Raw genomic sequence first — 15,168 nt, 5'->3', positions numbered from 1 at the left:
AAAGAAAATGCGAAAAGCCATATTCCCAGGATCATTTGACCCTATTACACTTGGACACGAAGACATTATCAAAAGAGGAATTCCTTTATTTGATGAAATTGTAATTGCAATTGGTGTTAATGCCGAAAAAAAATACATGTTTTCATTAGAAGAAAGAAAGCGCTTTATTGAAGAAACTTTTAAAGACGAGCCAAAAATTTCAGTAATCACCTATGAAGGATTAACAATTGATCTGGCGAAAAAACTAAAAGCCAATTTCATTTTAAGAGGTCTTCGCAACCCAGCCGATTTCGAATTTGAAAAAGCTATCGCGCATACGAATAGAAAACTTTCTAAAATAGAAACTGTATTTTTATTGACTGCTGCAAGTACTTCATTTATTAGCTCGAGTATTGTTCGTGACGTATTACGTCATGGAGGTGAGTATGAAATGCTAGTTCCTGATGCGGTGAGGGTTAAGAAATAATTAAAAAAAAAATTATATATGAAATTCAAAAGAATAGTCACCTGTTTATTAGTGTTGACGCTATTTGGTTGCGCAACTAAAAGTAATTTTTCAAAAAATAATCTGAATCATGATTATTTTAATGGCAAAACAGTTGTCTTTTCAATTAATGAAAATAGTGTAAAAAGTATAAAAAAATCAGGTCCCAGAGCAGGTATGGAAAAACGTCCTGATATTAATGAAACTTTCAATGAATCGGTAGCAGAACTAGCTAAAGAGACAAAGATCAATTTAAAAGTGAAATATTTTAAAAATCAAACAATTAATGATTCTGACATTAATATTGATGCGGAAATAACTGATATTTCTTGGATGTTTGATTTATCATCTGCTACGATGGTATCAACGATTAATTATAAAATTGGAGATAAAATTTATAAAAAAGTAGGTATCTACAAAAATATGACTGGTGGCTCTGAAAAAAGAAACTTAATTAGATCATTGAAAACCGCACATTATTCTCTTTTACAAGAATTACAAAAATAAATTATTTCTTTATTATTAAAGAGAATACATAACTTGCAAGCGAAATAAAATATAAGTAAATTCGCATTTTTAAAATAAATACCAAATAATGAGCATCGAAAGAGAATTAAGCAAACGAAGCGGATCTAAATGTGAACTTTGCGGAAACGAAGAAAATCTAAAAGTTTATCAAGTACTGCCAACTCAAAAAGGCGGCATTGATGAAGCTATATTAGCCTGCAATACTTGCATTGACCAAATTGAAAATCCAGATAACGTAGATTTAAATCACTGGAGATGCCTTAACGACAGCATGTGGAATGAGAATACTGCAGTGCAGGTTGTAGCTTGGAGAATGTTAAGCCGTTTGCGCGCTGCAGGATGGCCTCAGGAATTACTAGACATGATGTATTTAGACGAAGATACTCTGGCATGGGCACAAGCAACTGGAGAAGGCGAAGATGACGAAAATAAATTAGTTCACCGTGACAGCAACGGCGTAGTACTACAACACGGAGATTCTGTTGTTTTAATAAAAGACCTTAAAGTAAAAGGTTCTAGTATGGTTGCCAAACAAGGAACTGCTGTGAGAAATATTCGTTTAGACCACGAAAACGCTGAATATATTGAAGGAAAAGTAGATGGACAGCAGATTGTGATTATAACGCAGTATGTAAAGAAAATTTAATTTTTAGGTTCAGAAGAACAAAGGCTCAAAGAGACAAAGTTTCTTCGGATGCTGCATAATTTTAACCGCAAAGCACACAAAGTATACGCAAAGTTCGCAAAGTTTTATTCCACAAAGCTTTGCGAACTTTTCTTTTAAAAGCCTATAAATAAAATAACTTAGCACATTTGCGTAAAACTATGCACAAAGTATGTCAAGCCTGAAACTTTAAACTTGAAACAAAAAAAAGCTGTTCGATTAGAACAGCTTTTTATAATTATAGATAAAGGTTAAAACTTAGTCCCTTAGAACCTTTAAGTCTTTGAACCTTAAAAAAATTACTTTTGAAATAATTTATTGATTTGGTCTTTTACGAATGGCTCAGAAACGTTGTTTGTCGCTGCGTCTCTTTCTTTACCAGAAACCATAAATTGAACTGTAGCTTTGTCTGGAACCACATTTCCTGTGTAGTGCAACCAAATGTAGTTGTTAGGTAACTCTAATTTGATATCGTACAACGGAGAAGCTGTAAATCCGCCCATGATAATGCTGTATAAAGAGTTATAGGCATTATCGATGTTCTTGAATGAAAATTTTCTCAAAGTCGAATCGTCATCACTTTGAACAATAGTGTAATACACAGTGTATTCGTCACCAATTTTCTGAATGTAGTTGTTATTTACTTTTCCTAATTTTTCTACAGGAACCGTTTCTAGAACCTTAACCTGTGCAAACGAAACAAAAGTAAAAAACAATGCGGCAAGAGTAATAATCTTTTTCATATAGTATTTGGGGTTACAATTTTACTGTAGCAAAAAAACATAGAAATATTGAAAAAACACCTATCAAACCATTATTTTTTTAACATAAAATTGTAAAACTTAGTTAAAGAAATCTAAACGATTGAAAAACAAATAGATAAAAACCAAGTCGCAAAAAACTCTTAATCAAATTATTCGCTCGTTTTTCACACTAATATTTACCTCTTTTCTCCTCTTCTTCTTTCTTTATGACGTTTCGGGCTACTTCAATTTTGAATTTCTTGCCTTTCATCTTTTCATCTTTGATATTTTTCAAAAGCTCTTTTACCTTATTGAATTTTACGGCAGCAAACGAAACAAAATCTTTTACTTCAATTAAACCTAAATCGTCCTTTTCTAATTTCCCTTTTTGAGAAAAGAATCCAACAATATCAAATTTATTGAGCTTTGTTTTCTTTCCGCCGCTAATATAAATAGTTTGAAATTGAGGCGGATTTGGAAGCGAAACTTTTCCTTCGACATTTAAAACTGCCATTTCATAATCAATATAATCCAACTGTTTTTCACTTTCGTGAATGATAATGTAAGCTGTTCCAATTGCCTGCATACGCGCTGTACGCCCGTTTCTATGCGTAAATTCGTCTTCTTTTAAAGGCAGATGATAATGAATAACGTGTTTCATTTCTGGAATATCCAAACCTCTGGCCGCTAAATCTGTTGTGACCAAATAGCTGACACTTCCATTTCTAAACTGAATCAAGGCACGTTCACGTTCGTCCTGATCCATTCCTCCGTGATAATAAACCGAATAGATTCCTTTTTCATTTAAAGTATCACTGATACGTTCTGCAGCATCGCGATGGTTGCAAAAAATAATCGCTGATTCTGATTTCAAAGAACAAAGTAAATTGAATAAACTTCCCAATTTGTCTTTAGAAGATGAAACAACCATTTTCATCGAAAGATTTGCTTTCTCTTCTTCCTCTGGAATAAAATCTAAAACTGTTGGATTTACAACGCGTGTGTATTTCGGAATTTCAATATCGGAAGTTGCCGAAACCAAAACTCTTTTATTCACTTTCGGTAATCTGCCAATGATGAAAGACATTTGTTCGTGAAATCCTAATTGAAGCGATTTATCAAATTCATCTAAAATTAAAGTCTGAATTTTATCGGTTCTAAAAGTATCTCTGTCAATATGATCAGCAATTCTTCCTGGCGTTCCAATTAAAACCGCAGGAGGATTGCTTAAATTTTTGATTTCTGTGTCTATTGAATGTCCGCCATAGCAGATATTTACCTTGTACTGCGTTCCCATTTTTTTCCAAACCTGTTCAATTTGAAGTCCAAGTTCGCGGGAAGGAACCAAAATTAGACATTGAACAGAAAGAATCTCAGGCTGCAACAATTCTAAAATTGGAAGCAAAAAAGCCAATGTCTTTCCAGATCCAGTTGGAGAAAGTAGTAAGACATTGTTTTCGTTCAAAATGGCATCTTGCGCCATTTCCTGCATTTCGTTCAGACTCTGAATCCCTAAATTCGAAAGTATATTGTTGGAATGGTGTTTTTTATTCATTTTGCAAAAGTAACTAAAAGTTGTTTCATGTTTCAGGTTTTCTTTGTTTCATGTTTAACCGCAGATTTGTTTCTCGCAGATTTTGCAGATCAAGCAGATTAATTCTAGATATCAAAATAAAAAATCCGCGAAATCTGCAAAATCTGCGAGAGAAAAATAACAGCAAAGCATATTAAAAATGAAAAATTAAACTTGAGCCAAAAAACTATATATTTGATTCCATAAAAATCAGAATTATGAAATTTTTCACCATTATCCTTTCACTCTTCACCATCACCCTTTTCGCTCAAAACAATAAAAAATACGATACGTTTTTTGAGAAAGGAAACGGAAATCAATCGGCAACTTATCCAGAAACTATCGCTTACTTTAAAATGCTTGCTGCCGATTTTCCAACGATTCAAATGAAAGAAATGGGATTGACAGATTCTGGAGAACCTCTGCATATGATTACTTTCAATGCTGACAAGGAATTTGATTTTGATAAAATACAGAAAACCAAAGCCGTTTTATTTGTCAACAACGGAATCCACGCTGGAGAACCTGACGGAATCGATGCAACCATGCAATTCTACAGAGATTTGGCAATTGGCAAACTGAAAGCGCCTAAAAATACTGTTTTAGTGACCATTCCGATTTATAATATTGGTGGTGCTTTAAACCGAAATTCGACAACTCGAGCCAATCAAGACGGACCAGAAATTTATGGTTTCAGAGGAAATGCAAGAAACTACGATTTGAATCGTGACATGATGAAATCTGACACAAGAAACACTAAGAGTTTTGTCGAGATTTTTCAAAAGATAAATGCCGATGTTTTCATTGACAATCACGTAAGTAACGGCTCTGATTATCAATACAAACTGACTTATATTATGACACAGCATAATAAACTCGGAACTGTTTTGGGCGATTTTATGAATAACGAAATGATGCCGGCTTTGGTTAAAGATCTTCAGAAAAAGAAAATCGAAACTACGCCTTATGTCGATTCGTTTAAAGATACTCCAGACAAAGGTTTTGGGCAGTTTGTAGATAGTCCGCGATACACAACGGGTTACACTTCCCTATTTAATACGATTGGTTTTGTAGTTGAAACACACATGCTGAAAAAATATGCCGAACGTGTTAAAATGACCTACGAGTACATGAAATCGACTTTGGATTTTACCGATGCGAATTATCAAAAGATAAAAGATTTAAGAGCAAAGAATTTAGAACAATATCAGCCTAAAAAATCCTATACTTTAAAATGGGAATTGGACAGTACAAAAGCGACCACATTTTCTTTTTTAGGTTATGAAGCGGGTTACAAAAAAAGCGACGCTACAACCGGAAATCGTTTGTATTATGACAGAAGCAAACCATACAAAAAAGATGTTCCGTATATCAAAGAATTCAAATCGGTAAAAGATGTTGTTATCCCGTCTGCTTATATCATTCCGCGTGGTTATTGGAATATTATTGACCTTTTGAAAAACAATAATATTTCGTTTAAACAAATTAAAAACGATACAATTATAGAAGTTGAAAGCTACAGAATTGCCGATTTTAAAACCGTTCCGTCTGCTTACGAAGGGCATTATTTACACAGAAGCACGACCGTAACTTCTAAAATGGTTAAAATGGCTTTCGCCAAAGGAGATTACATCGTTCCAACAACTCAAAAAGGTGTAAAATATCTTCTAGAAGCTTTTGAACCAGAAGGTGTTGATTCGTTTTTTAACTGGAATTTCTTCGATCCTATTTTACAGCAAAAAGAACATTATTCTGAATATATTTTTGAAGATACTGCGGCAAATCTCTTAAAAGAAAACCCAGCTCTAAAAGCAGAATTAGAAGCTAAAAAACAAAACGACCGCGAATTTGCTAAAAGTGCAGAAGCGCAGTTAGATTGGATTTACAAGCATTCTGTTTATTATGAAAAGGCGCATATGCAGTATCCTGTTTATCGGGTTTTGTAGATTTATTACAAAATTACACAAAATTTTACTTTTAACAATTGCAATTCAAAATCTTCACTACTTTTATTACAATAGAAATTAATATAAAATATCCATATATTAGCAAAAATTATTTTACAAATGGCAGAAATTATTGCTCAAGTATTAGACTCAAGAACAGATGATGGAAGCAGGTGTTTTCTATCAAAATTTACTTTATATGAATATTTAAATAATCTACCTAATAACTATCGGGAATATGACATACAAAGGGAAGTTGTAAGTTCTAATGTCTATCTAGATAAAATTATTGAAACAGTATTAAATAAATATCATATCCCTTCAATAGTTATAGTTTTACAAAATTACAAAGAGGATGGTAAATCTATTATTTTCAATAGTAATGATTATAAAATAATTGATGGTTTACAGAGAACGCACCGACTAAAAATAATTTTTGATACTTATATCTTATTAAAGGAGAAATTGAATCTAAATAATGAAATTATAAGTCTTTCAAAATTTCAATTATCAAAAAAATATTCAAAAGAATTATCTTTAATTAAATCAAATTTTAAAATTCTGTCCAAATTAATAGATTATTATATTGATAATGATTCCAATATAAAGAAATTAGAATCAATTTTTATTGACAATTTTATTTGGTTTGAATTATGGACAAATTTAGACTCAAAAAAACAAGTTGAAAAAATGTTATTGTTAAATGCTGGACATAAACCAGTAAAACTAAAACATCAGTTAGAATTATTGTTCATTAATGATTTATTAGAAGAATTTAAACATAAAGACAAGTTTAACGAATTCATTCTTATAAGAGAAAAAGACATGAATTCAACATCTTTTAGCAAAAATAGAGAATATGGTCAATTTCATTTTTCTCAAATAATTGCTGCCTTAATTGCTTTTGACACAGGAAAAACGCTTGTAACAAACACAAACCTTATTAGTAAGATTCAAGATAATGATTATTCAATTCAAGATTTATCAAACGAGTTAACTTACAACTTTATAAATGATATTATAGAGTTTCTTCTAGATTTTGACAGAATTCTTGTAAATCATTATAAAAGTGAAATCAAATGGTTTGGTAGGGAAGCTTCTTTAGTTGGTTTATTTGCAGCTTTAGGGCGCTATCGAATAGATAATGAAATAGAAAATCCTAAAGAAATCTTTTCTAATGTAATTAACTTTTTAGAAAAAAATCCTTATATTTTAAATCTTAACGATTATGATAATGGACGTAAAATTTTAGACTTAAGCAAGATTAATTTTGGTTCAGTGAATAGAAAAGTTGTATTTAGAGTATTTACAGATATCCTAAAATCAATTGATAAACCAGCTCTATTTCCAAACGAACCTATTGACTGGGTTTTATATTTTACTAATGTTGCAATAAATTAGATATGAAGAGAATAGATCTATTTTTCAGCAATTTACTTACTAATTTGAAACTAATAGAATCAAGTTTGGATTCTTACTATCAATCCAATGAGGCATCAATTGTTGCTAGTGAGACAAGAGTGACAAAGCTGGCTGAATTTTCAACAAATTTGCAAGATATAATTTCTGAAATCGAAGAGACTTATAGCTCTAAAAATGAATTAATTGAAAACTTAGTTCCTATACAAGAATTCTTAGAAAAATATGATAATTTTTTATCCATTTTCAGTGATTTTGAATTTAATATATTCGATTATATAAAATATTGGATAATATTAGCTGAAAAAATTAATTTAGTAAAAGAAAGTGATATTGATCTTAATCAAGTTTTAGATATTCAAAATTACGATATTATTGACCTTGAAGAAAATATCATAGAAAGCAATTTCATACATTATGAAATTGCTGAAATAAAGAAAAGCTTAGTGATTTATTCATTAAATACAAATTTCACTTCTTTTATTGATGATGATATACATTCAGGACATGTTGATCTCTTATTAATTTGGATAAATCTAATTAATAAAGATAATTGCATTATAGCTAATCAAGTAGTACTATTAAATTCGGATAATCCTCCCCAATCTAAAGATTTAAAGCCGATATTAAAATTACAGGTATTACTAAATGGTAAACATATAAAGTCATTAGAAAAATATGAATTAAAACCTCAAATGCCTAATAAAAAGAATTTTAATTTTAATGAAAAATACATTCAATTTGAGAGCATAGCAAATGTGCTTAATGAATATAATAATCAAATTTATATACTAGATAAATTTTTAAAACTTTATCATGTGATTGAAAATTTTATGTATAAACATAGAATTTGTAAATTGGAAAGAGAAAAAAACGGAAGCCCATTTCACATAAGAGATTTTCAAATTTTGTATGAAAAATTCACTACTAAAGAAATTATTTGCATTCAAGATTTTTTCTATGACGTTTTTATTCTTGATTATGATGGAAATAATTTTTTAAGTTTATTGAGAAATGAATGGAATAATTTAGAAGTTATTGACAACACTAAAATCCCTGCTATTAACAATTTACTAAGAGATCTGGCACTAAATACTAATTCATATAAATTTGATAGATTAAAAACTAATTTAGACGCAGCAATGTTTGCAAACATTGTTTATAAAATAAGAAATGCTATTGTTCATAATAAAGATTCTGAAAATCACTTTGAAAGCACAAACCTTCCAGAAGGAGCCAAATTTCTTTTAGAAAATTTCTTTATTCCAAACTTAGAAAGAATTATTTTTCATCTTATAATTAATAAAAATGATTTAGTTTGGTTTGAGAAAAATCATTTATTATTATATAACATTTGATTTTATATATTGAAATCAAGAATTATCGAAGACCTTTCATGATATAAAATATACTCCGAAAAAACAAAAAAGCCTAATAAACATTAAAATTTATTAGGCTTTTTATATTGTGAAAAGAATAACTATTTATCCTTCAATATTTTTTCTAAATACTCAACTTTATCTTTTTCAGCTTGAACCAAACGTTCGTAAAGCTTTTTATTTTCTTCGTAAGCTTCAACTAGCTTATCAAGCGGATTGAAATTACATACATTATTGGTTCCGAAATTAGTGCCATGACTTCCACTATTATCATAGAAATTATTAAAAAAATTAATTGCTGCTTCGTCTGAAAAGTTTTTCAGTGCTTCAAGACTTACTCCTAAGGCTTTAGCAATTTGTTTTAACTTTTCATCATCAATCTCTTCGCTATTTTCTAAAGCAGAAATGGTCTGCTGGCTCGTTCCTAAAGCTTGTGCTAAGGCTTCTTGCTTCATGTCACGAAGTTCACGAATTCGGCTAATTTTTCTTCCTATATGGCTTGGTTTTGTAAATGCGCTCATAATTGTAATGTATTGCTTATTAAACAAAAGTACGATTTTTGAGACATAAAATTAAAATAAGTCTCTAAGTTTTTGAGGGTGTAAACTTTTTGAATGTTTAATTCTTCCTTAACAAGAGCATACGCTCGTTAAACTTATCAAAATCAAAAAGGTCGCATGCGAAAAGCTCACGCCACTAAAAAAACAATATTCCTTTAGGAATATCTCATTGGTAGAAAAAAACCGTGTCGTTATGCATTGTGTCCTGTAAGGACACCTGTTATAGACACTATTACCTAATTAATCAAACGTTCCGATGGAACGTCTAACTGTTATTCGTATTTTGTACTACCGATGAAACATTCCTACGGAATGAGTAAAAAAAAATTGAATACCCAAAAGTAACAGAAAAGGTCTTTTAAAGCCGATTGTCGCGTGAGGGATAGAAGGCAGCTGCCGAAGCAGCACGGATAGCCCGACAGCATCCCGATAAGAGGGCGTATAAGCGCATGCTATATTTGCCCTCTTATCGGGATGGTGGCACGCCCCAATTTTAAATATCTGAATTTGGTCCTGATCGATATGGAACAGGCGGTGCAATTTTTTCTACTGGAACTTCCTCTTCTTCAAACAACAATTTGATGTTTTCGTAGGAGTTTTTAAGAGCTTCTTTGATTTGTTCTGGGTTTAACCACGCTACTTTTTCTATTCCTTCTTCGATTTGGCCTTTTGGTGTTCCCTCAAAATCGGACTGCATTTCGAACCAATGCGTGATTTTAAGTTTGTATTTTCCGTTACGTTTGAAAATATGATAGGTTTTCTGTAATTTATTTGTAATTCTAAGTTTGCCTACACCTGTTTCTTCTTCGACTTCGCGCATTGCAGTGTCTTCAATGTCCTCTCCTTTCTCGATTCCGCCCTTTGGCAAATCCCATTTTCCGTTTCTAAAGATGAATAAAACCTCGCCTTTCTTGTTGTACACAAAGCCTCCGCCGGCTTTATTTACTGGAATTTTGGCTTTAAGGGTTTTCATTATTTCACTTTCGTCGGGATGATATAAAATAGCTTTTTGAATTTTATTTTGAAAAATTTTTATGATAAGCTGTTCGATATCAATGCTCTCCAACAAGAACAATTGGAAATCTGTTTCTTTCGAGATTTCATTTGTCAAAAAAAGTGGTTTGTCGTTTACAAAAACTTTATACATTTGTACTATGATTTTTAATAAAGATACTGCCGAAAAAACAGCCGAATTGCTTTTGCAAATAAATGCAATTAAATTGAATCCCGAAAATCCTTTTACATGGGCTTCTGGTTGGAAATCTCCTATTTATTGCGATAATAGGTTAATTCTTTCATTTCCGAGCATCAGAAACTATGTTCGTGATGAGTTTGCTAAGAACATCGAAAAACAATTTGGAAAACCCGATGTGATCGCTGGTGTTGCCACTGGAGCCATTGGAGTTGGAATTTTGGTTGCCGAAAGTTTAGGACTTCCATTCGTTTACGTGCGTCCGGAACCTAAAAAACACGGAAGACAAAACCAAGTTGAAGGTTTTTTACAAAAAGGACAAAATGTTGTGGTTGTCGAAGATTTAATTAGTACTGGAAAAAGCAGTTTGATGGCTGTGGAAGCTTTAAGAAGCGAAGGTGCGAACATTAAAGGCATGGCCGCAATTTTTACATACGGTTTTGGCGTTGCTGAAGAAAATTTTAAAGAAGCTAATATTGATTTATTCACTTTGAGCAACTACGAAAATTTATTAGACTTGGCGGTTCAAAAACAATATATCACCGAAGATCAGCAATCGACTCTGCTGGAATGGAACGAAAGTCCATCGACTTGGGGACAAGAGGAGTAATTTTAGATTTTAGTCCCAAAGCCTCGGAATAGATTTTAGATTTTCTAAAAAATCGATTCGCTCTTTTTTGGGAATTTAATCTCACTTTGCGATCTTAGTGTTTTATAAACCTAGCCTATAAAAAAACCTTAGCGCACTTTGCGGTAAAAATAAAAAAACAAAAAATATATGAACTTAGAAAGTCCAAAAGTTACTGTTCAGAAATCAGCTCAAGATTTATTTGATCAATTGACTGATGTTAAGAATTTTGAAAAATTAATGCCGGATAATATCGCTAAATTTGAAGTGACTGGCGAAGACGCTTTTATTTTTGGATTGAAAGGGATGCCTGAAATCAAATTAAAAATGAAAGACAAAGTGGCTCCAAACAAAATTGTTTTGGGTGCAGCAAGTGACAAACTTCCGTTTACTTTGACTTCGAACATTGACAGCATTTCTGATTCTGAAAGTGCAGTTCAATTGTTTTTTGAAGGAGAGTTTAATGCTATGATGGCAATGATGGTTAAAGGACCAATCAGTAAATTCATTGAAACTCTAGCAAATAATATGAATAAGCTTTAATAATGGTGAATTATTAATGGTGAATTATAAATGAAAAGTTCAATCTTACGATTGGACTTTTTTGTTTTTTGTCTTTTCGACGAATGAGAAATCTCCGCGAGAAATTCGACAAAGATTAACAATTTAAAAGCGAGTTACTTGTGGAGATTTCTTCTTCTTCTAAAAAATATCACACTGTGTGGTAAATATGTGTTAGACGCACTGCAGTGCGTCTCTAAAAAAAACCTTTGTTCCTTTGAACCTTTGCCCCTTTGAACCTCTCAATAAAGCATTTTAACCTCCTTTATATCAAACTCCACAACAGAATCATCTTCTAATAAAACCTGTAATTTTCCAATTGGAGAAACACCTTGAATTATTCCCATGAAATTTTGATCGTTGAGGTTTTTGAAAGGCATAGGAACTCCTTTTTTGAATAAAGAATTAAAATAATCATTCCATAAATCACTTGCAGAAGTCTGCCATAATAAGATTTTATCTTTTATTCTTTCAACAATTAAAATTACTAATTCTTCTTTATCAAAAGATTTACCTGAAATTACTGCAAGAGATGACGCGTTTGGCAAATCTGTGTAATTGGTTTGATTTACATTCATTCCTATTCCGACAACTGACACGATCCTGCCATCGCTTTTTATGGTGTTTTCGATTAGTATGCCAGCCAATTTCTTATTGTATGACAGAATGTCGTTTGGCCATTTTATGCATATATCAGGAATATTTAACGATTTTAGAACTTCTGTAACGGCTAGTGAAACGACAATACTTAAATTAAAGACTTGTTCGCTATTAAATAGAAAATCCTTTACCAATACACTCATAATTAAGTTTTTACCAGCTTCAGACTCCCACTTTCCTCCCATTTGCCCTTTGCCTTTTGTCTGATTTTCAGCTGTTACCACCGTAAAATTCTCCAGTTGATCCTGACTTGACAATGCTTTCAGGAAATCATTTGTTGAATCTATGGCATCGAGTTTGATTAGTTTCATTAAATAATTTAAATAACTTAATTTAATATTTTGTTAAGGTTCAAAAATAATCACAAAATTTGGTAACTTTACAAATTCACATATAAAATAATTCATGGCGAAAAAGACGATTAATAATGATGTTCTACTGGCGAACATAATCAAAGGGATTGAGGAAGTAAAAGGAAATGATATCGATATTCTTGACTTAAGAGAAATAGATACAGCTGTATGCGACTATTTTGTAATTTGCAACGGTAGCTCCAATACCCAAGTTAACGCCATCGTAAACTCAATTCAAAAAACAGTATCAAAAGACTTAAAAGATAAGCCTTGGCACGTTGAAGGAACCGATAATGCAGAATGGGTTTTAATGGATTATGTACACATTGTGGTACACGTTTTCCAGAAACATATTCGCGAATATTACAACATCGAGAGCCTTTGGGGCGATGCCAAAATAACTACAATCGAGAACAAATACTAAAGAAACTTTCATTAAATGGCTAAAGATAATAATCCAAATCCGAATAAATTTAAAATAAGTCCTTGGTTAATATATACCGCAATACTTTTAGTTTTTTTATTCATAAGTTTTGCCACAGGAGGATCAAGTTTAAGCGAACCTGCTCAATTAACTTCTTCTAAATTCAATACGCTTTTAGAAAAAGGCCAGATTGAAAAGGTTATTGTGTACAACAAAGCTGAAGCTGAAGTATATTTAAATGCTGCGGCTCTTAAAGACCCGGCAAATAAAAAAGTTGCTGAAGATATTTTCAAACAGCCAAACAAAGGTCCACACTACACGTTGGAAATTGGTAATGATCAAATATTTCAAACAAAACTTGAAAAAGCAGTTAGCGAAGGCAAACTGAAAGATTTTAATTTCCTTCAAAAAAATAATTGGAGCGATATTTTAATCAGCTTACTTCCTATCATCATCATTGTGGGTGTATGGATTTTCATCATGCGTAAGATGTCTGGCGGAGGCGCTGGCGGAGGCGGACAGATTTTCAATATCGGGAAATCTAAAGCTAAACTCTTTGACGAAAAAACAGATATCAAAACTACATTTAAAGATGTTGCTGGTTTAGAAGGCGCGAAAGAAGAGATTCAAGAAATTGTTGAATTCCTAAAAAACCCAGAAAAATACACCAATCTTGGAGGTAAAATTCCAAAAGGTGCTCTACTTGTAGGACCTCCGGGAACTGGTAAAACTTTATTAGCAAAAGCTGTTGCTGGTGAGGCTCAGGTACCTTTCTTCTCTTTATCAGGTTCTGATTTCGTTGAAATGTTCGTAGGAGTTGGTGCTTCACGTGTACGTGATTTATTCAAACAAGCAAAAGAAAAATCTCCTGCTATCATTTTCATTGATGAGATTGATGCTGTTGGTAGAGCGAGAGGAAAAAGCAATATGTCTGGCGGAAATGACGAAAGAGAAAACACTTTGAACCAATTACTAACAGAAATGGACGGTTTTGGTACAAACTCTAATGTAATTGTTTTAGCAGCAACCAATAGAGCTGATGTTCTTGACAAAGCTTTAATGCGTGCAGGCCGTTTTGACAGACAAATTTTTGTAGACTTACCAGATATTCGCGAAAGAGCGGAAATCTTCCAAGTACACTTAAAACCGATTAAAAAAGTTGAAGGTCTTGATTTAGACTTCTTAGCTAAACAAACTCCAGGTTTCTCTGGTGCTGATATTGCAAATGTTTGTAACGAAGCTGCTTTAATTGCTGCTCGTAACAATAAGGCTGCGGTTGACAGACAAGATTTCCTTGATGCAGTTGACAGAATTATTGGTGGTTTAGAAAAGAAAAATAAAATTATAACTCCAGAAGAGAAAAGAGCAATCGCTATTCACGAAGCTGGACACGCAACTGTAAGCTGGATGTTAGAGCATGCTGCTCCTCTTATTAAAGTAACTATTGTGCCTCGCGGACAAAGTTTAGGAGCTGCTTGGTATTTACCAGAAGAGAGACAAATCGTTAGAACAGATCAAATGTTAGACGAAATGTGTGCTACTATGGGTGGTAGAGCGGCTGAGAAGGTAACTTTCGACAGAATTTCTACTGGTGCATTAAGCGATTTAGAAAAAGTAACACGTCAAGCTCGTGCTATGGTAACGATCTACGGATTGAACGATAAAATCGGAAATGTTACTTATTACGATTCAACTGGACAAAGCGAGTATAACTTCTCGAAACCATATTCTGATGAAACAGCAAAAATTATTGATGCTGAAATTTCGGAATTAATCGAAGGTCAATACCAAAGAGCGATTCAGATCTTAGAAGAAAACAAAGACAAACTAAATCAACTAGCTGATATTCTGATTGAAAAAGAAGTTATCTTTAAAGATGATCTAGAAAATATATTTGGAAAACGAACTTTTGACAAAAATTTGGAAGAAGTAGTTTCATAAATAAATTACGAAATACGTAATAATTTTTTAAAATCTTAATTCAAAACACCCTTTTGAATTAAGATTTTTTTATCTTTGAACGTTTTCAATTAACATGTAAAGTATTTCATATA

The 15,168-nt window shown here is 32.1% G+C and carries 15 protein-coding genes; 10 read left to right on the top strand and 5 right to left on the bottom strand.

Annotated features, from left to right (window positions below; genetic code table 11):
• Positions 1-7 precede the first annotated feature (7 nt).
• The 3 genes from coaD to HYN86_RS12205 all read left to right on the top strand — a co-directional run bounded on the left by coaD (position 8) and on the right by HYN86_RS12205 (position 1,658).
• A complete protein-coding gene (gene coaD, locus HYN86_RS12215; RefSeq protein WP_055098044.1) occupies positions 8-466 on the top strand; it encodes a pantetheine-phosphate adenylyltransferase in 459 nt (152 codons plus the stop codon).
• A gap of 18 nt (positions 467-484) precedes the next feature.
• Positions 485-991: a hypothetical protein gene (locus tag HYN86_RS12210; protein WP_162789365.1), complete on the top strand. Its 507-nt coding sequence runs from the start codon at positions 485-487 to the stop codon at positions 989-991.
• An 88-nt stretch (positions 992-1,079) separates the two neighbouring features.
• A complete protein-coding gene (locus tag HYN86_RS12205) occupies positions 1,080-1,658 on the top strand; it encodes a PhnA domain-containing protein (protein WP_113678278.1) in 579 nt (192 codons plus the stop codon).
• Positions 1,659-1,975: 317 nt separating this feature from the next.
• Here HYN86_RS12205 and HYN86_RS12200 read toward each other — a convergent pair whose 3' ends face one another.
• Both HYN86_RS12200 and HYN86_RS12195 read right to left on the bottom strand, forming a co-directional pair.
• Positions 1,976-2,419, bottom strand: a complete 444-nt coding sequence (locus HYN86_RS12200; RefSeq protein WP_113678277.1) for a hypothetical protein — start codon at positions 2,417-2,419, stop codon at positions 1,976-1,978.
• Positions 2,420-2,609: 190 nt separating this feature from the next.
• Complete coding sequence (locus HYN86_RS12195) at positions 2,610-3,974, bottom strand: DEAD/DEAH box helicase (RefSeq protein WP_113678276.1); 1,365 nt, start codon at positions 3,972-3,974, stop codon at positions 2,610-2,612.
• Between the two features lie 236 nt (positions 3,975-4,210).
• Here HYN86_RS12195 and HYN86_RS12190 point away from each other — a divergent pair, with 236 nt between their 5' ends.
• The 3 genes from HYN86_RS12190 (at position 4,211) to HYN86_RS12180 (ending at position 8,715) form a co-directional block, all read left to right on the top strand.
• Positions 4,211-5,938 (top strand): M14 family metallopeptidase, encoded by a 1,728-nt coding sequence (locus HYN86_RS12190; RefSeq protein WP_113678275.1) that lies wholly within the window; start codon positions 4,211-4,213, stop codon positions 5,936-5,938.
• Positions 5,939-6,058: 120 nt separating this feature from the next.
• Positions 6,059-7,339, top strand: coding sequence for a hypothetical protein (locus HYN86_RS12185; protein ID WP_113678274.1), 1,281 nt, complete (start codon positions 6,059-6,061; stop codon positions 7,337-7,339).
• Positions 7,340-7,341: 2 nt separating this feature from the next.
• Positions 7,342-8,715: a hypothetical protein gene (locus HYN86_RS12180; RefSeq protein ID WP_113678273.1), complete on the top strand. Its 1,374-nt coding sequence runs from the start codon at positions 7,342-7,344 to the stop codon at positions 8,713-8,715.
• Between the two features lie 122 nt (positions 8,716-8,837).
• Here HYN86_RS12180 and HYN86_RS12175 read toward each other — a convergent pair whose 3' ends face one another.
• Entirely contained in the window at positions 8,838-9,257 is a 420-nt protein-coding gene (locus tag HYN86_RS12175) for a helix-turn-helix domain-containing protein (protein WP_113678272.1), read from the bottom strand.
• Between the two features lie 532 nt (positions 9,258-9,789).
• Positions 9,790-10,443 carry an NUDIX hydrolase gene (locus tag HYN86_RS12170; RefSeq protein ID WP_113678271.1) on the bottom strand — a complete coding sequence of 218 codons (654 nt, stop codon included), beginning with the start codon at positions 10,441-10,443 and terminating at the stop codon, positions 9,790-9,792.
• 7 nt (positions 10,444-10,450) lie between these two features.
• Here HYN86_RS12170 and pyrE point away from each other — a divergent pair, with 7 nt between their 5' ends.
• A complete protein-coding gene (pyrE, locus tag HYN86_RS12165; RefSeq protein ID WP_113678270.1) occupies positions 10,451-11,098 on the top strand; it encodes an orotate phosphoribosyltransferase in 648 nt (215 codons plus the stop codon).
• Positions 11,099-11,266: 168 nt separating this feature from the next.
• On the top strand, positions 11,267-11,659 hold the full coding sequence (locus HYN86_RS12160) for an orotate phosphoribosyltransferase (protein ID WP_095954711.1): 393 nt from the start codon (positions 11,267-11,269) through the stop codon (positions 11,657-11,659).
• Between the two features lie 260 nt (positions 11,660-11,919).
• On the opposite strand, the gene HYN86_RS12155 is transcribed toward HYN86_RS12160, so the two are convergent.
• The gene (locus HYN86_RS12155) at positions 11,920-12,648 is read right to left on the bottom strand and encodes a biotin--[acetyl-CoA-carboxylase] ligase (protein WP_113678269.1); all 729 of its coding nucleotides are present in this window, start codon (positions 12,646-12,648) and stop codon (positions 11,920-11,922) included.
• A gap of 94 nt (positions 12,649-12,742) precedes the next feature.
• Between HYN86_RS12155 and rsfS the strand changes: the two genes are divergently transcribed.
• Positions 12,743-13,114 carry a ribosome silencing factor gene (gene rsfS / locus HYN86_RS12150; RefSeq protein WP_007809313.1) on the top strand — a complete coding sequence of 124 codons (372 nt, stop codon included), beginning with the start codon at positions 12,743-12,745 and terminating at the stop codon, positions 13,112-13,114.
• A gap of 15 nt (positions 13,115-13,129) precedes the next feature.
• Positions 13,130-15,055: an ATP-dependent zinc metalloprotease FtsH gene (gene ftsH / locus HYN86_RS12145; protein WP_113678268.1), complete on the top strand. Its 1,926-nt coding sequence runs from the start codon at positions 13,130-13,132 to the stop codon at positions 15,053-15,055.
• The last annotated feature ends 113 nt before the right edge of the window (positions 15,056-15,168 follow it).

The organism is Flavobacterium fluviale, assembly GCF_003312915.1.
Taxonomy (GTDB): Bacteria; Bacteroidota; Bacteroidia; order Flavobacteriales; family Flavobacteriaceae; genus Flavobacterium; species Flavobacterium fluviale.
Note: the sequence above shows the minus strand (reverse complement) of the source record. Positions and strands in the feature narration are given on the sequence as shown.

Coding starts and splice junctions, on each gene's coding strand:
- coaD (WP_055098044.1), top strand. CDS start 8: ATGCGAAAAGCCATATTCCCAGGATCATTTGACCCTATTACACTTGGA.
- HYN86_RS12210 (WP_162789365.1), top strand. CDS start 485: ATGAAATTCAAAAGAATAGTCACCTGTTTATTAGTGTTGACGCTATTT.
- HYN86_RS12205 (WP_113678278.1), top strand. CDS start 1,080: ATGAGCATCGAAAGAGAATTAAGCAAACGAAGCGGATCTAAATGTGAA.
- HYN86_RS12200 (WP_113678277.1), bottom strand. CDS start 2,419: ATGAAAAAGATTATTACTCTTGCCGCATTGTTTTTTACTTTTGTTTCG.
- HYN86_RS12195 (WP_113678276.1), bottom strand. CDS start 3,974: ATGAATAAAAAACACCATTCCAACAATATACTTTCGAATTTAGGGATT.
- HYN86_RS12190 (WP_113678275.1), top strand. CDS start 4,211: ATGAAATTTTTCACCATTATCCTTTCACTCTTCACCATCACCCTTTTC.
- HYN86_RS12185 (WP_113678274.1), top strand. CDS start 6,059: ATGGCAGAAATTATTGCTCAAGTATTAGACTCAAGAACAGATGATGGA.
- HYN86_RS12180 (WP_113678273.1), top strand. CDS start 7,342: ATGAAGAGAATAGATCTATTTTTCAGCAATTTACTTACTAATTTGAAA.
- HYN86_RS12175 (WP_113678272.1), bottom strand. CDS start 9,257: ATGAGCGCATTTACAAAACCAAGCCATATAGGAAGAAAAATTAGCCGA.
- HYN86_RS12170 (WP_113678271.1), bottom strand. CDS start 10,443: ATGTATAAAGTTTTTGTAAACGACAAACCACTTTTTTTGACAAATGAA.
- pyrE (WP_113678270.1), top strand. CDS start 10,451: ATGATTTTTAATAAAGATACTGCCGAAAAAACAGCCGAATTGCTTTTG.
- HYN86_RS12160 (WP_095954711.1), top strand. CDS start 11,267: ATGAACTTAGAAAGTCCAAAAGTTACTGTTCAGAAATCAGCTCAAGAT.
- HYN86_RS12155 (WP_113678269.1), bottom strand. CDS start 12,648: ATGAAACTAATCAAACTCGATGCCATAGATTCAACAAATGATTTCCTG.
- rsfS (WP_007809313.1), top strand. CDS start 12,743: ATGGCGAAAAAGACGATTAATAATGATGTTCTACTGGCGAACATAATC.
- ftsH (WP_113678268.1), top strand. CDS start 13,130: ATGGCTAAAGATAATAATCCAAATCCGAATAAATTTAAAATAAGTCCT.